Origin of the sequence: Clostridium cadaveris, from assembly GCF_020911725.1 — a bacterium.
In the GTDB taxonomy this organism is placed as follows: Bacteria; Bacillota; Clostridia; order Clostridiales; family Clostridiaceae; genus Clostridium_X; species Clostridium_X cadaveris.
In genome coordinates this window covers 1,046,978-1,069,478 of sequence record NZ_CP076620.1, presented here as the reverse complement: position 1 = coordinate 1,069,478, position 22,501 = coordinate 1,046,978, and the positions used below count along the sequence as shown (strand labels likewise).

Below are 22,501 nucleotides of genomic sequence, written 5' to 3'. Positions count from 1 at the left end.
CTGCTTAACTCTTCACTCTTATCTACGTCACTCTTCACTAAAAACAAAAAAGAACTCACACCTTTACGGTTGAGTTCTTTTCTTGTTTTTACTACTTGCTCTTTGTCACGCCTTCCCAGTCCTTTAAGAATCTTTCGATTCCTGCATCTGTTAATGGGTGCTTAGTCATTTGAAGTAATACGTTGTAAGGAACAGTTGCTATATGAGCACCAGCTCTTGCAGCTCTAGTTACGTGCATTGGGCTTCTTGTGCTTGCAGCGATTATTTCTGTTTCTATTCCATGTATTTCAAATATATCTACGATTTCTTCTATTAGGTTCATACCTTCCATTCCGATATCGTCTAATCTGCCTAAGAATGGGCTTACATATGTAGCACCAGCTCTTGCTGCAAGTAATGCTTGAGCAGCTGAGAATATTAAAGTTACGTTAGTCTTTATTCCTTTAGATGAAAGGATCTTTGTAGCTTTAAGTCCTTCTACAGTCATTGGTAATTTTATAACTATGTTCTTGTGGATTTTCACTAATTCATCAGCTTCTGAAACCATACCTTCTGCTTCAAGGCTTATAACCTCTGCACTTATTGGTCCATCTACTATATTAGTGATCTCTGTTATAACTTCTTTAAAATCTCTTCCTGACTTTGCAATTAGAGATGGGTTAGTAGTTACTCCACAGATAATTCCCATGTCATTAGCTTTTTTTATTTCTTCAACTATGGCTGTATCGATAAATAATTTCATCGTTATCCCTTCCTTTTCTTAAAAATTCCATGTTCATTATAACATTATTATAAAAATTTTTAAAGTTTATAATTCTTTTCTTTGTTTTACACAATATTGTGGTAACAGTAAAAGGGAGGTAAAATCCTCCCCTTTATATTATCTTACAAATTGAACGATCTTTCCTAAAAGTATTCCAAATACTCCGAAGTCAGCATCTGAGAATGTTGATCCTGCAAATCCTAATCCTCCAAGTACTGGCATTAACAATGCTGGTAAGAAAGTTATTAATAATCCGTGTGCGAAAGCTCCAATTATAGTTCCTCTTCTACCACCTGTTGCGTTACCGAATACACCTGCTGTAGCTCCACAGAAGAAGTGAGGTACAACACCTGGAAGTATTGCTGGAGCGCCTAATGCCATTAGTATGAATAATCCTACTATACCTCCAGCGAAACTTGATAAGAATCCGATAAGTACTGCATTTGGTGCATATGGGAATACTACTGGACAGTCTATTGCTGGTTTTGCATTTGGAACTAACTTCATTGCTATTCCTCTGAATGCTGGTAATATTTCTGCAAGTATTAATCTAACACCTGAAAGTATTACGTAAACTCCACCTGCAAAAGTGATTGCTTGAATTAATGCATAAACTATAAAGTTTTGTCCTTTGCTTAATTCTGATTCAATAAATGTTTGTCCTGCCGCAAATGCAACTATTAAGTAAAGTATGCTCATTGTTAAACTAATTGCTACTGATGTATCTCTTAAGAAAGTTAAGCTTTGAGGAACGTTCATTTCCTCAGTTGATTTTGATCCTTTTCCTACTAACTTACCAACCCAAGCTGATAAAATATATCCAAATGTTCCAAAGTGTCCGAATGCAACATCATCTACTCCAGTTATCTTTCTCATTGTTGGTTGAGCTAAGGCTGGCATAACTGCCATTATAAATCCTAAAACAACTGCTCCTATTACTATTAGAGGTACTCCTGTTACTCCACCTGATACTAATATAACTGCTATCATACAAGCCATATATAAAGTATGGTGTCCTGTTAAGAATATATATTTTAGCTTAGTAAATCTAGCTATCAATATGTTAGCTAACATACCAAATGCCATTATAAGTGCTGTCTGACTACCAATGTCTTTTAATGCAACTGCAACAACTGCTTCGTTGTTTGGTACTATACCTTGTATTCCAAATCCTTGTTGGAACATTGCTCCGAATGGTTCAAGAGCTCCTACAACAATAGCTGCTCCTCCACTAAGTACTAGGAATCCCATTATTGTTTTAATAGTTCCTGTAATTGTTTCTGAAGCCGATTTCTTTTGAAGTAATAGTCCTATAAGGGCTACTAATCCAACTAATATTGATGGTTCACTTAGAATATCCACGATAAAATCTAGCATTTTTATCTCTCCCTCGTTTAATAAATTTTAATAAATATATATAATTTCTTTTGGAAATTGATAACTTATTTTATTCAAGATTTCTCTTTTGTTAATTTGAGGTGGTATTGAGAGAATTTCTTCTCTCAATATATTAAGCTAAAGCTTCTTGAAGCTTTGTCTTTAATTCATTTATGTCTATCATATTGTTTAGGGAAACAACCTTTCCGCCTAATCCATTTAATTGAACTGCAATATCTCTAGTTCCTACATATATATCAGCTGGCATTCCCTTTGCTGAAGATAAGTCAGCATGATTAACTTCTACTCCTGTTTTTCCTAGCTCAGTTAATACCTTTTTGATATTCATCTCGATCATAAAACTACTTCCAAGTCCGCTTCCGCAACATACTAATATTTTCATAAGTGATTCCTCCTAAAATTTTATATTTTATATTTGTTTATTATAGTTAATAATTGTTCCTTGCTTGATGCTTCAAATATTTTATCCATATCCTCTGCATTCATAAATAACTCCATAAGCTTTGATAGAGTTTCCATATGACTTGTATTATCTGAAGCTGCTAAAGTAACTACTAATGTAACTGGATCATTTAATTCGCTTCCAAACTCTATTGGAGTTTCTAAAGTTACCATACTCATTGCCGTACTATTTACTCCATTTTCTGGTCTAGCATGAGATAATACTATTCTTGGTGCTATAACCATGTATGGTCCCAACTCTTTAAAATTTGCTAAGATAGCGTTTTCATATTCCCTTGTGATATCTCCTGACTTTACTAAAAGCTCTGCACCCTCATGTATTGCCTCTTTCCAATCACTACATTTTGCCTTTACTCTTACAACCTCTTCGGTAATTAATCGTTTATCCATTCTTATCCTCTTCCCAATCCTATGAATTTCTTAATAACTACCTTTACCTATATTATATGGTATAGTTACTTCCCATTAAATAAGGTAAAGGTACGTTCTTTTTCGAATTAAAAGTGAAATTTTGAACTATTTATTTTTGCATGCTATAGCTTCTTTTGCTTTTTCCACTATAGTCTTGTATGTCATATTGTATTTTTCCATAAGGAAATCAAGCTTTCCAACTTCTCCAAAGTGATCCATAACACCTACAGCCTTTACTGGAACTTGCACTTCTGAAGCTGCAACTTCTGATATTGCACTGAATAATCCGCCTAATACATTGTGATTTTCTGCTGTTACAGCACATCCAGTTTCCTTTAATGTCTCTATTATGCTCTCTCTGTTTAGAGGCTTTATAGTATGGACATTTACAACTTTAGCGTTTATCCCTTCCTTTTTAAGTTCTTCTGCTGCCTTTAATGCTTCACTTATCATGATTCCGTTTGTAAATATTGCAACATCTGATCCTTCTCTTACTGTATGATTTTCAAATAGTTTGAATTCATAATCATCCTCATATACCTTTGGAGAATCTTTTCTAACCATTCTTAGGTAAACTACTCCATAATGTTCATCTATTACAGGAAGTGCCTTTTTAAGTTCTACTTCGTCTGCAACTTCAACTATCATAACGTCTGGTATACTTCTTAAAACTCCGATATCTTCCATACTCATGTGAGTACCACCGTTAAGCTGTGCAGTTATTCCTGAGTCAGTTCCTATTATCTTTACATTTTGTTTTGCATAAGCCATAGATATAGCTATTTGATCGCATATTCTTCTCGTTGAAAAAGCTGTGAATGTGCAGATGTATGGCTTAAGTCCGTAAGCACTCATTCCACTTGCCATTCCTGCCATGTTTTGCTCACTTATACCTGCATCAAGTCCTCTTTCTGGAAATCTCTTTCTTATTGGAAGTGTTCCATTAGCTGATGCTAAATCTGCATCTATAAATACTACCTTTTCATCCTTTTCCATTAGGTTAATCATTTCTTCGCATAAAACTTCTCTCATTCCCATAACTTTTCTACCTCCTACTTTAACTCTTCTAAAGCTTCTTTAACTATTTCTTCTGTTAAAGTCATGCTGTGATTTTTGAATCCTTGAGCTTCTATTGATTTTACGCCTTTACCCTTTATAGTATTTAGGATTATCATAGAAGGCTTATCCTTGCATTCTTTAGCTTTCATTATGGCATTATACATTTCTTCCATATTGTGTCCATCTACGTCTATAACATTCCATCCAAATGCTTCCCACTTCTTGTCCATAGGAGACATTTCTATAATTTCCTTTAATGGTCCGTCTAACTGTAGCTTGTTATAATCTACAAATCCTATAAGGTTGTTTAGTTTGAAAGAGCTTGCTGCAAGTGCTGCTTCCCATATTTGACCTTCTTGGCACTCTCCATCTCCAACCATTGTGTAAATATATGCATCTTCTTTAGCTATCTTTGCTGCTAAAGCCATTCCAACTGCTGCTGAGAATCCCTGTCCTAAAGAACCTGTAGTCATATCTATTCCATTTACCTTGTTCATGTCGCAGTGACTTGGAAGTGTTGTATTATTTTGATTTAATGTGTATAGAGTTTCTTCAGTTATATATCCCTTTTCACATAGAACTGCATATAATCCAGCACCTGCGTGTCCTTTAGAAAGTACAAATCTGTCTCTTCCTTCCATTTTCGGATTATTTACATCTATATTCATAACTTTGTTGTATAAAAGTACTAAGGCATCTGCAGCAGATAAACTTCCGCCTACGTGACCTGTTCCTATACTTGCAATTTCCTTTATTATTAATCTTCTTACCCTTTTAGCTTTCTCTTCAAGAAGTAAAATCTCTTCTCTATTCATTATTTTCGTCCTCCTTATTTTGAGTATTTATTTATAATTTCTAACACCTTTTCTTTAGAAGAAGTATGCATCATTTCATTTAAATCTTCAGTATTATTGAAAAGTGACATAAGCTGAGATAATGCATTTAGATGCTTTTCATCATCTTCTGTAGCAAAGGTTATTATTAATCTTACTGGATCATTTGTTGCATGATTAAACTTCACTGGATATTTCAGGTTTACAATACTCATTGCTGTACCTTTTACATCTTCCGGCACATTAGCATGAGATAATGCTATTCCTGGTGCAATTACTATGTATGGACCATATGTGTCTATGTTGTTTAGCACTTCTTCATAATATCTTTCACTCACTATATTTTTGTCTATTAAAAGCTTGCAGCCTTCATATAAAGCTTCTTTGTAATCTTTACAGTTACATTTTAGCTTTACAGTATCGCTTTTTATTAAATCTCTTAAGACATAGAGCTGATCTTCCTTTTTATACTCATATTCCTTTTTAAGTTCATATAAAAGTTCATATTTCAAAGTATTTTCATCTCTTATAGTACAATGCTTTTCTATTATTCCAATTAGTCTTTTTACAAGCTGTGCTTCATAAAAACTGTTATCTGCTTTAAGCTTTAAATTTAAATATTTTTCAAGTTTCTTGCAGTCCTTTTCTAATAGTAATGCACTTATCTTTATATATTGGTCTTTATTAAGTTGTGGTATATCAACTGTACTTATTATGTAATCATAATCTTCATGACCTAAGGCATCTATATTTCTGCTGGCTGTAGTTGCTACAACATCAACTTGGAATTTTGACTGAATCTTTGTTGAAAGCATCTTTGCTGTTCCGATTCCAGTTCCACATACTAAAACAACCCTAGCCTTTTTGCTTGTTCTCTCTTCAAGATTTCTTAGTGCTGCTGCATAGTGGATTACAACATATGAAATTTCCTGTTCATCTATTACAGTTCCTATATATTTTTCTAAATGAACCATTGCAGCTTTCACATTATAGAACAATTCCCTATAGCTCATCTTTATTTCTTCAAACATTGGATTCACAAGCTTTGAACCATATTTCATTCTATATATGCTTGGTCTTAGATGAAGAACTAAATCATCTATAAGTTTTTGCCTTTCTTCGCCAAACTGCACTCCATAAAGATTTTCTATTTCTTCCGTTATCTTTATTACTATATCTCTTAAATCTCCTATGTTGTGACCAGCGTTTTTGTATAGATTGTCATCTTTTAGAACCTTTGCCCCTAAAAGATGTATAACTATATAACTCTTTTCTCCTTCTGGTACCTCTATTTTAAAATGCTTCTCTATTCTTTCTATCATTTCATTTGCCACTCTGTACTCTTCTGTGTAGAGTATCATTTCTTCATTAACATTTGGCAAATATATATCTTTGTGAAGCTGAACTCTCTTTATCATTATAGAAAGATGAGTTATGAGTCCCCCGTAAGCTTCATCACTAAATTCTTTTTTAAGCTCGCATTCAGCCTCTCTTATTACTATGTCTAGAAAATCTACATCTATATCAGCAAACAATATGTCAAATTGAAGGTTGTTTATCTTTGATTGAACCATTTTTCTAGAAACATAGTTTAACAAATCCTCCGAAGACATTGTTTCAGAGGTTATATCTATTATTGCTTTCCTCTTATTTATCTCATCACCATCAGCTTGTATTCCTACCCTTGGCTTTCTTATAAGAGTTATACCCTTAGTTTTAAGCCAGCTTTCCACTTCATTTATCTCTTTTAAAACTGTATTCTTGGAAAGACATAAGGTTTTTTCAAAGTAAGATAGATTTATTGGATTACTGCTTTGAAGAAGCTTTATAACCATAAATTCAAATCTCTCTTCTTTTGAATATACATATTTGTAAGGTGTATGTTCTGCCAAAAATCCTCCTATGAACTTCTTAAGGTCTTTTGTCTTTATTATCTTTACACCTTTGCTGTGCTGCTTTTCTAAGTAATCAAATCCATTAGTTACTAGAAAATCTTCTATTTTATCTATTTTGTATCTTATAGCTCTATTCGTTACCTTGTACATTTCAGCAAGTTCAGAAATGGATACATAATCGTCTTTATTCCACATATATTTTAAAATATCTATACAATCTTTATTAAGTACCATTACTCTTATCACTTCCTCTATTTAAATTATAAATCATTACTATATATAAATTTAACCCATGATGAGTCCTTTAAATTTCTAATTGATTAGGAAAAATTGAACTATTTCACTTTAAATACTACGTTTTTACTTGAATCAAAGTGAAATTTTGTGCATTTATTCTCTTATTAGTTCTAAATTCCCCATTTTTCTAATGGTGTATTCTCATTTCCTTTTCAAAAAATTAATAAAGCGGCTGTACTCAGTCGCTTTTATTTATCTAAAACTTAGACTCTCTATTTTCTATAAAATTCCATATAATATTCATTAACAAGATTTTATTTACCATTAACTTTACATATTATTTTGCTCAGACATTTCCTAGGCAATATTTTACTGCCCGCAACTAAAAATTTATTGTTTAGGCCAGGTACTACTACAGTTTTACCCTTCATAAATTCTTTATAAGAAATCTCTGCCACTTTCTCTGGCTTCATAAGCGTTTTTTTTGCAAATTCAGCTTTTTTTACCTTAGCTGTACTTTGGAAAGCTGTCTTTGTTGGTCCAGGACATATTGCACTTATTTTTATATTTTTCCCCGACACTTCTTCTTTAATTCCCTCTGTAAAGGACAAAACATAAGCCTTGGTTGCATAATATACCGTCATATAAGGTCCTGGTGAAAAAGCTGCAGTGGAACATAAATTCATTACTCCTCCAGAATTCTTCTTTATCATATCTGGAAGAAAAATCTTTGTAAGATAAGTTAAAGCTCTTACATTGATATCTATCATATTAAGGTCTACATCTTTATCTATATATTGAAACTCACCAAAAGAACCAAGTCCTGCATTATTGACTAGAAATTCAATAAATATATCTTCTTTTTCAACCATCTTTTTTATTCTCTCTATAAAGGTTGCATCTTTCAAGTCCCCTTTAAGTGTTATTATCTCTATCTCTTTTGGAAGCTCATCTCTTATTGATTTAAGTTTTTCTTCATTTCTTCCTATAATCAAAAGATTATGCCCATGTTTTCCAAAGACTTTTGAAAGCTCCCACCCGATTCCTGACGTAGCTCCTGTTATCAACGTAAATTTCTTTTCCACACCCTGTCCCCCTTCTTTCATCTTAAAGGCCTACCTAATTCTTCTTAGGTAAGCCTTCTATAAACTGATTTCTAATCTAGTTCATCGTTTAGATCTTCCTCATACTTCTCTTCTTCACAGCCATAATCTTCATCATAATCTTCTTCGACTTCTTCAAACTCTTCTTCTAAATCATCATAGACATCTTCATCTCTTTCGTTTTCTGTAAGTTTGAAGTATATATCATGAGTATCTATATTTACTCTATCAACTTTTATTTTGACCTCATCTCCTAATCTGTAGATTTTCTTTGTAAGCTCTCCTATAAGAGAGAGGTGTCTTTCATCATAAACATAGTAATCATCATCTAAGTCTGTTATATGAACAAGTCCTTCTATGGTATTTGGCAGTTCAACAAAGAATCCAAAATTTGTAACTGAAGAGATAATTCCATGATATTCTTCCCCAATTTTCTCGCTCATATATTCTGCCTTCTTTAAGTCATCTACTTCTCGCTCTGCATCTTGAGCTCGTCTTTCCATATCTGAAGACTGCTTTGACGCATAATCAACAATTCCTGAAAGTCTTTCTGACCTCTTAGGGTCAATCTTTCCATTTACGAATTCCTTAATTATCCTATGAATCATAAGATCAGGATATCTTCTTATTGGAGATGTAAAGTGGCAGTAGTATTTTGCTGCCAATCCAAAGTGTCCCACACATTCTGGAGAATACTTTGCCTGCATCATAGAACGAAGAAGTAATGTAGAAACTACTGTTTCCTCTTTCTTTCCTTGAACTTTTTCAAGAATAGCTTGAAGTGCCTTTGGGTGAACTTCTCTTGATGATTTTAAGCTGTAACCCATGTTGTAGATAAAATCACTAAAGTGTTGAAGCTTTTCTTCATCTGGCTCTTCATGAATTCTATATACAAAAGGTATATTTGCCCAATACATATGTTCAGCCACTGTTTCATTACAAACCAGCATGAATTCTTCTATGATTCTATTTGCTATCTCTCTATCGTAAGGTTTTATGTCTATTGGCTTTCCATTTTCATTTAAGATTATTTTGCTCTCTTCAAAGTTAAAATCTATAGCACCTCTCCCTAATCTCTTCTTTCTAAGGATATCGCATAGTTCTTCCATAGCTTTGAAATCGTCATATAAATAATCATATTTCTTTATAAGCTCATCATCATGATCTTTAAGTATTTTTGTAACATCAGTATATGTCATTCTTTCATCAGTTTTTATTATACTTTCAACTATTTCATGGTCCAGAACCTTTCCTTTTTGATCTATTGTCATAATACAGGATAAAGTAAGTCTATCTACTTTAGGGTTCAATGAACATATACCATTAGATAATTCTTTTGGAAGCATTGGAATAACTCTATCTATAAGGTAAACAGAGGTTCCTCTTTTTAGAGCTTCTTTATCTAATGGATTAAGTTCTTTTACGTAGTTTGATACGTCAGCTATATGGACACCAAGCTTATAGTTTCCATTTTCTAATCTTTCTATAGAAACAGCGTCATCAAGGTCCTTTGCATCTTCACCATCTATAGTTACCATTCTTACATCTCTAAGATCAACTCTTCTTTTATACTCGCTCTTTGGAATATCTTCTTCTATTCCCTCAGCATATTTTTGAACTTTTGGAGGAAACTCTTCTGGAAGACCATGTTTTTTAATAATAGTAAGGATATCTATACCCTTATCGCCTTTCTTTCCTAAAACATCTATAATCTTTCCTTCTGGATTTCTCCTCTTTCCTGCCCATTCGATTATTTCTACTATTACTATATCTCCATCCTCAGCATTATTAGTCTTTGCTTTTGGTATAAAGATATCATTTTGAATTCTCTTATCTTCTGGCACTACAAATCCGAAATTTCTAGAAGATTCAAATACACCTATAACAGTCTTATTTGCCCTGTCTATTATCTTTACAACTTCTCCTTCGCATTTCTTCTTGCCTACATCTTCTTTAGTTATCTGTACCATAACTCTATCGCCATGAAGAGCTCCATTTATAAAAGAGCTTGGAATAAACACATCTTGATGTTCCTCATCATCTGGTATCAAAAATCCAAATCCCTTTTGATGAACCGAAAGTTTTCCTACAATCATGCCCATTCTTTCTGGAAGTGCAACCTTATCGTTGTTTGTCTTTATAATTAATCCTTCCTTTTCCATAGCTTTTATGGTATCTTGAAAATCATTAAATTCTCTTTTAGATATATCAAAAATTTTTGCTAATTCGCTTACATGCATAGGCTTGTAAGCAGGTTCATTCATAAATTTCACTAATATCTCTTTTATACTTATCATAAACTATCCTCCTTATTTATTTAAATTAATCCCCAAATAATTTTAATCAATAAATTCTATCTATATAGACTATAACACTAAAAATATGATGCTACACTATATAATAATTATATTTTATCCTCTTTAACATAAAAATAACCCTGCGAGAAAAACTCACAGGGTTATTGTGAAAACTTTAAATTACTTTATTAAGTTTAATAGTATTCCACCGTACTGTGCTATTACTGGAGCGAAAACTAATGAAACTATAGTCATAAGTTTGATTAGGATGTTCATTGAAGGTCCTGATGTATCCTTGAATGGGTCACCAACAGTATCTCCAACTACAGCTGCCTTATGAGCGCTGCTTCCTTTTCCGCCATAAATTCCGCCTTCGATGTACTTCTTAGCGTTATCCCAAGCTCCACCAGCGTTAGCCATTAATATAGCCATAAGAACACCAGTTACAACTGCTCCACCTATAAGTCCGCCTAGAGCTTCTGCACCTAGTAATAAACCTACTGCTAAAGGAGCTATTATAGCAAGTACTCCTGGAAGCATCATTTCCTTTAATGCTGAAGCTGTTGAAATTTCAACGCATCTTGCATAATCAGGTTTTGCTTTTTCTTCCATGATTCCTGGTATTTCTCTAAATTGTCTTCTAACTTCTTCAACCATTTCATTTGCAGCCTTACCAACTGATTCCATTGTTAAAGCACCAAATAAGAATGGAAGCATTCCTCCTAAAAGTACTCCAACTAGAGTTACAGGAGTTAATAGGTCAATTCCCTTTAAGTTAACTGCTTGTGCATAAGAAGCAAATAATGCTAATGCAGTTAATGCAGCTGATCCTATTGCAAATCCCTTACCGATAGCAGCTGTAGTATTACCTACTGAGTCTAGCTTATCAGTGATTTCTCTTACTTCATGAGGTAAGTGTGACATTTCTGCTATTCCACCAGCATTATCAGCTATTGGACCATAAGCGTCAACAGCAACTGTTAATCCAGTGATTGAAAGCATACCTACTGCTGCAAGAGCTATTCCGTAAAGTCCTGAAGCAGAATCACTAGCTCCACCCATTACATAGAAAGCAACTAAGATTCCTAATGCGATAAGTAAAATTGGAGCAACTGTAGATTTCATACCTACTGCAAGTCCTGATATTATAGTAGTAGCTGGACCAGTTTGAGATTGGTCAGCTATAGTTTTAACAGATTTAAAATCAGCTGAAGTATAAACTTCTGTAATCTTACCAATTGCCATACCAACTACAAGACCTGCTGTTACAGCAAAGAATGCCTTGAAGTTTCCAAACATAAAGTTACTTAATACAGCAGTTGCAATTATAACTATAATTCCACCTATATAAGTTCCGCTGTTTAAAGCTTTTTGTGGGTTATCTGATTTACTGCTTCTAGCTATTACAGCACCAAATATAGAAGCTATTATTCCGATTGCCATTAAGATCATTGGGAACATCATAGCTTTTGGAGCTATGTCTGCTGCTAAAGCTGCTCCTAAAGTTAAAGCTGATATTATAGCTCCAACATAAGATTCAAAAAGGTCAGCTCCCATACCTGCAACGTCACCAACGTTATCTCCAACGTTATCAGCTATAACTGCTGGGTTTCTTGGGTCGTCTTCTGGTATTCCAGCTTCAACCTTACCAACTAGGTCAGCTCCAACGTCTGCTGCCTTAGTATATATACCTCCACCAACTCTAGCAAATAATGCTATAGAAGATGCTCCTAGACCAAATCCTGTCAAGTAAGCAGTTTCTCCTCCAAATGCAAGGAAAAGTGCACTTACTCCAAAAACTCCTAATCCAACAACGCTCATACCCATAACAGCTCCACCTGAGAAAGCTATCTTAAGAGCTGGGCTTTGTCCATGTCTAGCTGCTTCAGCAGTTCTAACGTTTGCTGATGTTGCAACCTTCATACCAAAGTATCCTGCAAAAATTGAGAATATTGCTCCGACAATAAAGCATAATGCTGTTTGCCAGTTAAGGAATATTGCTATAGCTGCTGCTATAACTACTACAAATATAGCTAGGTACCTGTATTCTCTATTTAAGAATGCCATAGCACCTTCTTGTATATGAGCTGCAATTTCCTTCATTCTGTCATTTCCTGCGTCTTGCTTTAAAATACTTTTAGCTAATAAATACGCAAAGATCAATGCTATCACACCTGCGATAGCAGCTAAGATATAAATCTTACTATCCATTTTATCGTTTCCCTCCTAGGTTTTTAAATATGTTATATAACAATCCCATAAATATAATATACAATATTATTGCAAAAATGGGAATAATATATGTCATTTTCTCTTCGACTTTCTTTTCGCATATACTTAATAATTTTATAGCTTACGTAATTAACTTTTCGTGAAAAAAGCTGGCTTATTTATTATTAGGCAGACTTTCCTAAAAAAACATAAGTCAGCAAGAAGCTTTTACTTTCCTATAAAATTTAAAGCTAAAGTATTTACTGCGAGTAAGATTGCCACAAGTACTGTAAGTTTTGATAAAAACGCTTCTTTTGTTCTTGATTTGTTTTTACTGAAAAATGTTTCTGTAGTTCCGGTAACAAATCCCTTTAAACCATCTGCTTTACTTGGTTGAAGTAATACCACAACAATCATGGCAATTGCCAAAATTAATTCTGAGGCTATGAAAAAAGTACGCAAATTCACTCCTCCATTCCTAGGTTAATTAATACTTTAACATTTTATCATATTGCTATAAATTTTACAACATTTTATTATTAAATAGTATATTAAATCTTAAGGAAATCACTGGTTTTTCTTAAGATTTCTATGATTTTTTCTTTCCACATTAAAGTGTCATCATTTAAAGTGAAGTTTATGAATTATTATGTAAAATTATGATGCAAATTTCCTAAAATTTTTTTAAAATAATATATTTAAGGGCACTTCAAAATTTCTTATTTCATTTGAAGTGCCCTTGCTTATTTTTTATAGGATTACTTTAAATTATAAAATGCACATCTTCCTCTATATTCACCCATATCAGCAAGTTCATCTTCTATTCTTAGAAGTTCGTTATACTTCGCAACTCTTTCAGATCTTGCTGGAGCTCCAGTCTTTATTTGTCCTGCATTTACAGCTACAACTAAATCTGCTATTGTTGTATCTTCTGTTTCTCCTGATCTATGAGATACTACTGCTGTGTATCCTGCTCTTTGTGCCTGTTCTATAGCATTTAAAGTTTCAGTAAGTGTTCCTATTTGGTTAAGCTTTATAAGAATTGAGTTTGCAACTCTCTTTTGGATTCCCATAGTAAGTCTCTTTGTATTTGTTACAAACAAGTCATCTCCAACTAATTGAACTTTTTTGCCTAATTTTTCAGTTATAAGCTTCCAGCCTTCCCAGTCCTCTTCTGCCATACCGTCTTCTATTGAGATTATTGGATACTTGTTACACAAATCAACATAGTAATCTGACATTTGTTCTGGAGTTAAGCTCTTTCCTTCTCCCTTAAGTTCATATTTCCCATTTTCAAAGAATTCTGAAGATGCAGGGTCTAGAGCTATAAAGATTTCTTCTCCTGGCTTGTAGCCTGCTTTATTTACTGCTTCTAATATGATTTGAATTGCTTCTTCATTAGAGTTTAAATCTGGTGCAAATCCACCTTCATCGCCAACTCCTGTAGAATATCCCTTATCTTTTAATATTGATTTTAATGAATGATAAACTTCTGCACACATTCTCAATGCTGAGCTGAAAGATTTAGCACCTACTGGCATTATCATAAATTCTTGTAGGTCAACATTATTATCTGCATGCTTTCCTCCATTTATGATATTCATCATTGGAACTGGAAGAACCTTAGCATTTACACCGCCTATGTATTGATATAAAGGAATTCCTAAATAAGCTGCTGCTGCTCTTGCTGCTGCTAAAGATACTCCTAAAGTTGCATTTGCTCCAAGCTTACTTTTGTTTTCTGTACCATCTAAATCAATCATAATTTTATCTATTTCAACTTGGTCAAATATGTTCATGCCTATTAATTCTGTGGCTATTTCTTCGTTTATATTCTCTACTGCTTTTAAAACACCTTTACCATTATATACTTTTGAGTCTCCATCTCTAAGCTCTACTGCTTCAAAAATACCTGTAGATGCTCCTGATGGCACTGCTGCTCTTCCTACAGTTCCATCTTCTAAAGTCACCTCAACTTCTACTGTTGGAAAACATCTAGAGTCTAAAATCTGTCTTGCATAAACGTCTACGATTTCTACATAATTTTTCATTACTATACCTCCTAAAAGTTAATGATAAAATTCTAAATTATATTTTTTTCATACAGCCTTAGTTTTATTCAAAAACCATATATTTATTACAATAATTTAAAAATAGATTTATCTAAAAAAGACAAAAGGATAAAACCCATGATATTCTTGAGTCTTATCCTTGATGTCTATTTTAATAAAGATTTTCCTGTCATCTCTTTTGGCTGAGGAAGTCCCATAGCTTCAAGCATTGTAGGAGCTATATCAGATAGCTTTCCCCCATCTTCTAATCCCTTGTTACTCTTTGATATATACAAGAATGGTACTGGGTCAGAAGTGTGAGCTGTCATAGGATTTCCTGTAGAGTAGTCTATCATCTGCTCTGCATTTCCGTGATCAGCTGTTATAAATACTGCTCCGTCTTTTTCAAGAACCTTTTCTACAACTTTTCCAAGACATGTATCTACAGTTTCTATAGCTTTCTTTGCTGCTTCAAATACTCCTGTATGTCCAACCATATCTGGGTTAGCATAATTAAGTATTATCATATCATACTTGTCTTCATTCAGTCTCTTTATAACTTCTTCAGTAACTTCATTTGCACTCATCTCAGGCTGCATATCATAAGTTGCTACCTTTGGAGAAGGTATTAAGGCTCTATCTTCGTTAGGGTTTGGTGCTTCTACTCCTCCATTAAAGAAGAAAGTAACGTGAGCATATTTTTCTGTTTCTGCTATTCTAAGCTGATTTAATCCCTTGCTTGCTACATACTCACCTAAAGTATTTGTATAACTTTGTGGTTTGTAAGCTACATGAACACCTTCAATAGTCTTATCATATTGAGTCATTGTCACGTAAGTAAGGTTTAGAGTTTCTCTCTTAAATCCATCGAATACTTTGTCATTTAAAGCTCTTGTTATTTCTCTAGCTCTATCTGGTCTAAAGTTAAAGAATATAACTGAGTCTCCATTCTTTATTGTTGCAACTGGTCTTTCGTCTTCCATTATTACTGTTGGTAGAACGAATTCGTCAGTTTTATTGTCATGATAAGAAGCTTCTATACATTCTTTAGAAGATGTAGCTATTTCTCCTTTGCCAAGAGCCATAGCATTGTATGCAAGCTGAACTCTTTCCCATCTCTTATCTCTATCCATAGCATAGTATCTTCCGCTTACAGTAGCAATCTTTCCTACTCCTATTTCAGCCATATAAGCTTCAATGTCTTTCAAAAATTCCTTACCTGAAGATGGAGGTACATCTCTTCCATCCATAAAGCAGTGTACATATACTTTAGTTAAACCTTTTTTCTTTGCCATATCTAAAAGTGCTTTTAAATGATCTATGTGAGAGTGAACTCCTCCATCAGATAAAAGTCCTAATAAATGTAGTGAAGAATTGTTTTTAAGAGCATTGTCCATAGCAAGGTTTAATGCTTCATTATCAAAGAATTTGCCTTCTTTAACTTCTTTAGTTATTCTTGTTAGTTCTTGATATATTATTCTTCCTGCACCTATATTTAAGTGTCCAACTTCTGAATTACCCATTTGTCCTTCTGGTAGTCCTACGTCTAGACCACTGGCACTTAAAGAAGTGTGAGGATAGTTATTATAATATCTATCAAAGTTTGGCTTGTTTGCTGCTGCTACAGCATTTCCGTCTACCTTATCAGAAAGACCAAAGCCATCTAAAATCATCAACATTACTGGTTTCTTAGCCATAATACTCCTCCGAATTATTTATTGTCTTTACTATAAATTATAGTACATTTCTAATTATATGAAGTCACGAATTATTTGTTCAATTTTAAATTTATGAAGAAACTACCATGATAGTTTTTAAAATTGTTTGGAAAGTTCTAAAAAGAATCCCCAACCATTCTAAATATTCTAGTAGTTAACTATAGCTGAAAAATCATTGGCAACGAGACTTGCACCACCAACTAAAGCTCCATCTATATCAGACATAGCCATTTGAGCTTTAATTGTGTTTGGTTTAACTGATCCGCCGTATTGGATTCTAACCTTTTCAGCAACTTCAGATCCGAACATTTCAGCTACTATATCTCTTATAGCCTTTATTGTTTCATTAGCTTGCTCATCTGTAGCAGTCTTTCCTGTTCCTATAGCCCAGATTGGTTCATAAGCTATAACAACTTTTTCTGCTAATTCCTTTGATAATCCTTCTAAGTCAGCTTTGATTTGAGCTCCAACAACTGCGTTAGTTGTTCCATTTTCTCTCTCCTCTAAAGTTTCTCCACAGCAAAGGATTGGAAGTAAGTTGTGTGCAAATGCAGCCTTAACTTTCTTGTTTAGAGCTTCATCAGTTTCATTGAAATATTGTCTTCTTTCACTGTGTCCTAAAACAACATAGTCTACTCCCATAGCTTCTAACATTCCTGGAGCTATTTCTCCAGTGAAAGCGCCTTTTTCTTCAAAGTGCATGTTTTGTGCACCTATCTTTATATTGCTTCCTTTAACTGCTTTTAATGCAGCATCTAAAGATGTGAAAGGAACGCATAAAACTACGTCTACCTTTGCATCCTTTACTAAAGGTTTTAATTCATTTATAACTTTTACAGTCTCATCTACTGTATAGTGCATTTTCCAGTTTCCAGCTATTATTGGTGTTCTCATACCTAAACATCTCCCTTTTAATGTGGAATAGGTAGAAGGTATTATAGCTCATCCCTCTACCTGAAATCCTTATATTAATTTAAAATTATTTATCGTTTAATGCAACGATTCCTGGAAGTTCTTTTCCTTCTAAGAATTCAAGAGAAGCTCCGCCACCTGTAGAGATGTGAGTCATCTTATCTCCAAATCCTAAAATATTAACAGCAGCAGCTGAGTCTCCTCCACCGATAACTGTTGTAGCATCTGCATCAGCCATAGCCTTAGCAACTGCAATTGTACCCTTATTGAAGTTTTCGAATTCAAATACTCCCATTGGTCCGTTCCATATTACAGTCTTAGCATCCTTTATAGCATCAGCATATAAAGCTTCTGTCTTAGGTCCGATATCTAGTCCCATGAATCCAGTTGGAATGTTTTGTCCTTCTGTTATTGTAGGCTCAACATCTTTGAATCCATCAGCTACTCTATGGTCTACTGGTAATAAGAATTTAACTCCCTTATCAGCTGCCTTTTGAATCATTTCCTTAGCATAATCTAATTTATCATCTTCACATAATGAAGTTCCTATTTCATATCCTTGAGCCTTTAAGAATGTATAAGCCATTCCTCCGCCAATGATTATTGTATCAACTTTTTCTAGTAAGTTGTTGATAACTGCTATCTTATCAGAAACCTTAGATCCTCCAAGTATTGCAACAAATGGTCTAACTGGATTATTTACAGCTTCTCCTAAGAATTTTAATTCCTTTTGGATTAAGTATCCACATACAGCTGTATCTAAGAATTCAGTAACTCCAACTGTTGAACAGTGAGCTCTGTGAGCTGTACCAAATGCATCATTTACAAATACATCTGCTAAAGAAGCTAATTCCTTAGAGAATGTTTCTATATTCTTAGTTTCTTCTTTTCTGCATCTAGTGTTTTCTAATAATATAACGTCTCCGTCTTTCATCTCAGCAACTGCTGCTTTAGCATTAGGTCCTACAACTTCCTCATCTCTTGGGAATTTAACTTCTTTTCCTAGCATTTCGCTTAATCTTGCAGCAACTGGTGCTAAAGATTTAGAAGCATCTTTTCCTAAGTGAGAGCAAAGTATAACCTTAGCTCCATTTTCAATTAGATATTTTATAGTTGGAAGTGCTCCATTTAATCTATTTTCGTCTGTTATAACTCCATCTTTTAGGGGTACATTAAAGTCACATCTAACTAAAACCTTTTTGCCCTTAACTTCTATGTCTTCTATAGTTTTCTTATTAAAGCTCATTCTATTCACCTCATAAAAATATTTCTACATTTTAAAATAGTCTGGCTTTATAGCCTTATACTACAAAACCAGACTTATCTTACTTTCTACTAATTCTATAAATTATAGGCTAGCGAAGTATTTGATTGTTCTAACCATTTGGCTAGTGTATGAGTTTTCATTGTCATACCATGAAACAACTTGAACTTGGTATAAATCTTCTCCGATTGGAGCAACCATAGTTTGAGTTGCATCAAATAATGAACCATATCTGATTCCGATTATGTCTGAAGATACTAATTCTTCTTCAGTGTATCCGAAAGATTCATTTGAAGCAGCCTTCATAGCAGCATTTATAGATTCCTTAGTTATGTCTTTTCCTTTAACAACTGCAACTAATATAGTAGTTGATCCTGTTGGAACTGGAACTCTTTGTGCAGATCCTATTAATTTTCCGTTTAATTCTGGAATAACAAGTCCTATAGCCTTAGCAGCTCCTGTTGAGTTAGGAACTATATTTACAGCTGCAGCTCTAGCTCTTCTGAAGTCTCCCTTTCTGTGTGGTCCGTCAAGTACCATTTGGTCTCCAGTGTAAGCATGGATTGTTGACATTATACCAGATTGAATTGGTGCAAAGTTGTTAAGTGCTTGAGCCATTGGAGCTAAGCAGTTAGTTGTACAAGATGCTGCTGAGATTATATTATCTTCTGCAGTTAATATATCTTGGTTTACATTGAATACAACTGTTGGAAGGTCGTTTCCAGCTGGAGCTGAAATAACAACTTTCTTAGCACCTGCATCTATGTGTGCTTGAGATTTAGCCTTAGATACATAGAATCCAGTACACTCAAGTACTACGTCTACGCCGATTTCTCCCCATGGAAGTTCAGCTGCGTTAGCTTTAGCATAAATCTTTATTTCTTTTCCGTTTACAACTATTGAATCTTCTTTAGCTTCAACAGTTCCTTCATATCTACCTTGAGATGAATCATATTTTAATAAGTGAGCTAACATCTTAGGGTCTGTTAAATCGTTGATTGCAACTATTTCATATCCTTCTGCTCCAAACATTTGTCTGAATGCAAGACGTCCTATACGTCCAAAACCATTAATTGCTACTTTTACATTTGCCATTAAAATTACCTCCTAAAAGTTCATCTTTATAAAAATTTTTTTATAAACTATTTAATTATTTTTACTATCTTTGCTTAAAATATGCAAGATTTCTCTAGCTGCTCCTTCATCTGTCACAAGGACACTTCTTGGATTTTTAAGCTGTGCAGATATTATAGCTCTTGCTTTAAAGATTCCTCCTGCTACGGCTACAAGATGCTCAATACTTTCTGTATCATCGCCATTGATTCCAACTGAAGATATTGAGTAAACTACTTCTCCATGCTCTGAAAAATAACATCCAAATGCTTCTCCTTCAGCACCTTTACTCATAATTTCTTGTGTTTTTTCTTCACTCATACCTCTTTTTCTGCACATAGATTCAGCTTTTCCTATACCATAAATAAGTATATCAGCATTTTTTATACTGCCTACTATATCGCTTATGTATTCTTCATTCATCATAGCGCTTATGGCTTTATCGCTTAAGCTGTCTGGTATATGAAGCATCTTATAATTTCCACTTAATCTCTTTGATAAATTTGCTGCTAAAGTATTAGCTTGGGTCTCAACATTTTTCCCCATGCCCCCTCTGGCCGGCAAAATCAAAATGTTATCATAACCATTAGTCATTGGAAAATTATCTACAACTTCTTTCATTGTGGTTCCACCTGTAAGTGTTATGATGCTATCATTTGTAAGTATAGATCTTACATATGCTGCTGCTGCCTTACCTAGGTCTTTCATTACGGACTCATCTTCATCTACATTTCCTGGAACTATAATTACCTTTTCTGCTCCAAGCACTTTTCTAAGTGATTCTTCTAAATCATTTAAACCTTTTAATTCATATATAAAAGCTTTAAGTTTTTCTAGAACTTCTTCACCTTCATCAGTTACTGTCATTCCTGGAGTGCTTATGTTTATGAGGTTTTGGGACTTTAAAAAATTTATTTCTGTTCTCACAGTTCTCTCACCGATGTCAAGTTCAGTTGCTAGAACTCTTCTTCCTATAGGTCCGTTGTAATAAATAGTCCTAAGTATATTGTATCTCTTTTCTAGAACTTCTATAAGTTCTGGAACAATCTTTTGTTGAAGTTTTAAAATTTCTTTCAAGCCAAACACCCCTTTGGTCGATTAGTGTCCCAGCACATTTACTTTTGTCCCACATTTATTATTATAGTACATATCATTTGATTTTTAAATAGACTTTTAGAAAAACTTGATTTTTTTTTGTGAATTTTATTTTAAATCCTTTTCCGTATAATAGTGGTAATTTATTTTAATAAAAAAGGAGTGACCCCTCACCCCTTGATTTTTAAAGTCTTTTTCTCTTACTCGAGGATTTTATTCCAAGTTCTTCTCTATATTTTGCTACAGTTCTTCTCGATATATTCATGTTCATATCATTAAGCTTATCGCATATATTTTGATCTGAAATAGGTTTTTTCTTGTTTTCTTCATCTATAAGTTTCTTTATTGCATTTTTTATGTTGACTGTAGATATATCTTCTGAAAAACCATTTGCAACTATTCCTTGTGTAAAAAATTTTTTAATTTTTATTATCCCTTTTGGTGTATAAACATATTTGTCTCTTATAGCTCTGCTGATAGTTGATTCATGTAAATTAAGTTCTTCAGCAACTTCTTTTAATGTCATAGGATGAAGATGATCTTCTCCATAATCTAAAGAATCCTTTTGTTTTTCAACTATCTTTTCAAGGACTCTATAGATTGTACTCTTTCTGCTTTCTACACTTTTCATAAGAAACATGGCACTATTCATCTTATCTTTTACATATTTAACAGCATCCTTGTCCTTATCCATTTTCAGTATTTCTTTGTATATACTATTCACAGAAAGCTTAGGTGCTAAAGAATCATTCATTATTATAAAGTATTCTCCATCAATATTCCTTATATACGCATCAGGAGCTATATATTTGGTCTCTTCTCCATTATAAAATCCTCTGCTTGGCTTTGGTTCCAATTTTTTTATGGCATCTCCATAGTTTTGAGCCTCTTTTGCAGTAATTTTCAAGCTTTTTGCTATATTAGCATACCTATTTTCAGCTATATCTTCTAAATGATTATCTATTATTTCTAGTAAATTCTCATCAAAAATACCTTTACATTTAATCTGAATTTTTAAACACTCTTTTAAATCTCTAGCTCCTACTCCGTAAGGCTCTAAAGATTGTATTATATAAAGAATATCTTCCATATCATCTTCTGAAATATGAAGCTCCTCTGACAAACTTTTAAGAGGAACTGCTAGATAACCTTTTTCATCTAAACTGTTTATTATGTATCTGCATAATGTTTTGGTATACTCATCCTTATTAAGCTCTAATACCTGCTCTTCTAAAAATTCCCCAAAACTTTTTTGATTGCTTATAAATTGAAAAGGTGACACCTCATCACTATTATCATAATGCTCATAGCTTTGAGATCCATAATTATCAAACTCTAAGAACTTTACAAGTTCTTTGTAGTCAATATCGTCTTTATTATCTTTTCCTGTAAGCTCTTCATATTTCGCATCCAACACAGGATTTTCTTGAATTTCTTTATCAATGTATTCTTGAAGCTCTATACCAGACATTTGAAGAATTTTAACTGATAGCTGCATCTGTTGAGTCATTATTAACTTTTGCTCTTGAGTAATATTAAGATTAAAATCCATCCTCATTTTAGCCACACCCTCTGAACTAATTCTATCACTTATAGCTCCATTATAACAATTATGCAAAATTATATCTATAGAAATAAAATAGGATAGTTTAAAATGACATATTGCGACTTTAAGCTAC

General features: G+C 33.5%; 18 protein-coding genes. All 18 read right to left on the bottom strand.

Translation table 11 applies throughout. From position 1 onward, the window contains the following. Positions 1-91: 91 nt before the first annotated feature. Complete coding sequence (gene fsa / locus KQH81_RS04885; protein ID WP_230029024.1) at positions 92-742, bottom strand: fructose-6-phosphate aldolase; 651 nt, start codon at positions 740-742, stop codon at positions 92-94. A 138-nt stretch (positions 743-880) separates the two neighbouring features. Then, positions 881-2,140: a PTS ascorbate transporter subunit IIC gene (locus KQH81_RS04880; protein ID WP_230029023.1), complete on the bottom strand. Its 1,260-nt coding sequence runs from the start codon at positions 2,138-2,140 to the stop codon at positions 881-883. A gap of 133 nt (positions 2,141-2,273) precedes the next feature. Further along, positions 2,274-2,543, bottom strand: coding sequence for a PTS sugar transporter subunit IIB (locus tag KQH81_RS04875; protein WP_027639535.1), 270 nt, complete (start codon positions 2,541-2,543; stop codon positions 2,274-2,276). A gap of 20 nt (positions 2,544-2,563) precedes the next feature. Continuing rightward, positions 2,564-3,013, bottom strand: coding sequence for a PTS sugar transporter subunit IIA (locus tag KQH81_RS04870; protein ID WP_027639534.1), 450 nt, complete (start codon positions 3,011-3,013; stop codon positions 2,564-2,566). 126 nt (positions 3,014-3,139) lie between these two features. After that, positions 3,140-4,072: a transketolase family protein gene (locus KQH81_RS04865; protein WP_027639533.1), complete on the bottom strand. Its 933-nt coding sequence runs from the start codon at positions 4,070-4,072 to the stop codon at positions 3,140-3,142. Between the two features lie 14 nt (positions 4,073-4,086). Beyond that, entirely contained in the window at positions 4,087-4,908 is an 822-nt protein-coding gene (locus KQH81_RS04860) for a transketolase (RefSeq protein WP_027639532.1), read from the bottom strand. Between the two features lie 14 nt (positions 4,909-4,922). Further along, complete coding sequence (locus KQH81_RS04855) at positions 4,923-7,055, bottom strand: BglG family transcription antiterminator (RefSeq protein WP_027639531.1); 2,133 nt, start codon at positions 7,053-7,055, stop codon at positions 4,923-4,925. Positions 7,056-7,372: 317 nt separating this feature from the next. Continuing rightward, positions 7,373-8,143 carry an SDR family NAD(P)-dependent oxidoreductase gene (locus KQH81_RS04850; protein ID WP_027639530.1) on the bottom strand — a complete coding sequence of 257 codons (771 nt, stop codon included), beginning with the start codon at positions 8,141-8,143 and terminating at the stop codon, positions 7,373-7,375. A 71-nt stretch (positions 8,144-8,214) separates the two neighbouring features. Further along, on the bottom strand, positions 8,215-10,455 hold the full coding sequence (gene rnr / locus KQH81_RS04845) for a ribonuclease R (protein WP_027639529.1): 2,241 nt from the start codon (positions 10,453-10,455) through the stop codon (positions 8,215-8,217). 183 nt (positions 10,456-10,638) lie between these two features. Then, complete coding sequence (locus tag KQH81_RS04840; protein ID WP_027639528.1) at positions 10,639-12,669, bottom strand: sodium-translocating pyrophosphatase; 2,031 nt, start codon at positions 12,667-12,669, stop codon at positions 10,639-10,641. Positions 12,670-12,897: 228 nt separating this feature from the next. Then, a complete protein-coding gene (gene secG / locus KQH81_RS04835; protein ID WP_027639527.1) occupies positions 12,898-13,131 on the bottom strand; it encodes a preprotein translocase subunit SecG in 234 nt (77 codons plus the stop codon). A gap of 296 nt (positions 13,132-13,427) precedes the next feature. After that, positions 13,428-14,720 (bottom strand): phosphopyruvate hydratase, encoded by a 1,293-nt coding sequence (gene eno, locus KQH81_RS04830; RefSeq protein ID WP_027639526.1) that lies wholly within the window; start codon positions 14,718-14,720, stop codon positions 13,428-13,430. A gap of 167 nt (positions 14,721-14,887) precedes the next feature. Continuing rightward, positions 14,888-16,417: a 2,3-bisphosphoglycerate-independent phosphoglycerate mutase gene (gpmI, locus tag KQH81_RS04825; RefSeq protein WP_027639525.1), complete on the bottom strand. Its 1,530-nt coding sequence runs from the start codon at positions 16,415-16,417 to the stop codon at positions 14,888-14,890. A gap of 168 nt (positions 16,418-16,585) precedes the next feature. Beyond that, positions 16,586-17,332 carry a triose-phosphate isomerase gene (gene tpiA, locus KQH81_RS04820; RefSeq protein ID WP_027639524.1) on the bottom strand — a complete coding sequence of 249 codons (747 nt, stop codon included), beginning with the start codon at positions 17,330-17,332 and terminating at the stop codon, positions 16,586-16,588. An 85-nt stretch (positions 17,333-17,417) separates the two neighbouring features. Continuing rightward, positions 17,418-18,596: a phosphoglycerate kinase gene (locus tag KQH81_RS04815; protein ID WP_027639523.1), complete on the bottom strand. Its 1,179-nt coding sequence runs from the start codon at positions 18,594-18,596 to the stop codon at positions 17,418-17,420. Between the two features lie 102 nt (positions 18,597-18,698). Next, positions 18,699-19,709 (bottom strand): type I glyceraldehyde-3-phosphate dehydrogenase, encoded by a 1,011-nt coding sequence (gene gap, locus KQH81_RS04810; protein WP_027639522.1) that lies wholly within the window; start codon positions 19,707-19,709, stop codon positions 18,699-18,701. Positions 19,710-19,760: 51 nt separating this feature from the next. Continuing rightward, positions 19,761-20,804, bottom strand: a complete 1,044-nt coding sequence (locus KQH81_RS04805; protein WP_027639521.1) for a sugar-binding transcriptional regulator — start codon at positions 20,802-20,804, stop codon at positions 19,761-19,763. Between the two features lie 202 nt (positions 20,805-21,006). Beyond that, entirely contained in the window at positions 21,007-22,374 is a 1,368-nt protein-coding gene (rpoN, locus tag KQH81_RS04800) for an RNA polymerase factor sigma-54 (RefSeq protein ID WP_230029251.1), read from the bottom strand. Between the last annotated feature and the right edge of the window lie 127 nt (positions 22,375-22,501).

Excerpts from the sequence above, each read along its gene's own strand:
- fsa (WP_230029024.1), bottom strand. The coding sequence starts at position 742 with ATGAAATTATTTATCGATACAGCCATAGTTGAAGAAATAAAAAAAGCT.
- KQH81_RS04880 (WP_230029023.1), bottom strand. The coding sequence starts at position 2,140 with ATGCTAGATTTTATCGTGGATATTCTAAGTGAACCATCAATATTAGTT.
- KQH81_RS04875 (WP_027639535.1), bottom strand. The coding sequence starts at position 2,543 with ATGAAAATATTAGTATGTTGCGGAAGCGGACTTGGAAGTAGTTTTATG.
- KQH81_RS04870 (WP_027639534.1), bottom strand. The coding sequence starts at position 3,013 with ATGGATAAACGATTAATTACCGAAGAGGTTGTAAGAGTAAAGGCAAAA.
- KQH81_RS04865 (WP_027639533.1), bottom strand. The coding sequence starts at position 4,072 with ATGGGAATGAGAGAAGTTTTATGCGAAGAAATGATTAACCTAATGGAA.
- KQH81_RS04860 (WP_027639532.1), bottom strand. The coding sequence starts at position 4,908 with ATGAATAGAGAAGAGATTTTACTTCTTGAAGAGAAAGCTAAAAGGGTA.
- KQH81_RS04855 (WP_027639531.1), bottom strand. The coding sequence starts at position 7,055 with ATGGTACTTAATAAAGATTGTATAGATATTTTAAAATATATGTGGAAT.
- KQH81_RS04840 (WP_027639528.1), bottom strand. The coding sequence starts at position 12,669 with ATGGATAGTAAGATTTATATCTTAGCTGCTATCGCAGGTGTGATAGCA.
- eno (WP_027639526.1), bottom strand. The coding sequence starts at position 14,720 with ATGAAAAATTATGTAGAAATCGTAGACGTTTATGCAAGACAGATTTTA.
- gpmI (WP_027639525.1), bottom strand. The coding sequence starts at position 16,417 with ATGGCTAAGAAACCAGTAATGTTGATGATTTTAGATGGCTTTGGTCTT.
- tpiA (WP_027639524.1), bottom strand. The coding sequence starts at position 17,332 with ATGAGAACACCAATAATAGCTGGAAACTGGAAAATGCACTATACAGTA.
- KQH81_RS04815 (WP_027639523.1), bottom strand. The coding sequence starts at position 18,596 with ATGAGCTTTAATAAGAAAACTATAGAAGACATAGAAGTTAAGGGCAAA.
- gap (WP_027639522.1), bottom strand. The coding sequence starts at position 19,709 with ATGGCAAATGTAAAAGTAGCAATTAATGGTTTTGGACGTATAGGACGT.
- rpoN (WP_230029251.1), bottom strand. The coding sequence starts at position 22,374 with ATGGATTTTAATCTTAATATTACTCAAGAGCAAAAGTTAATAATGACT.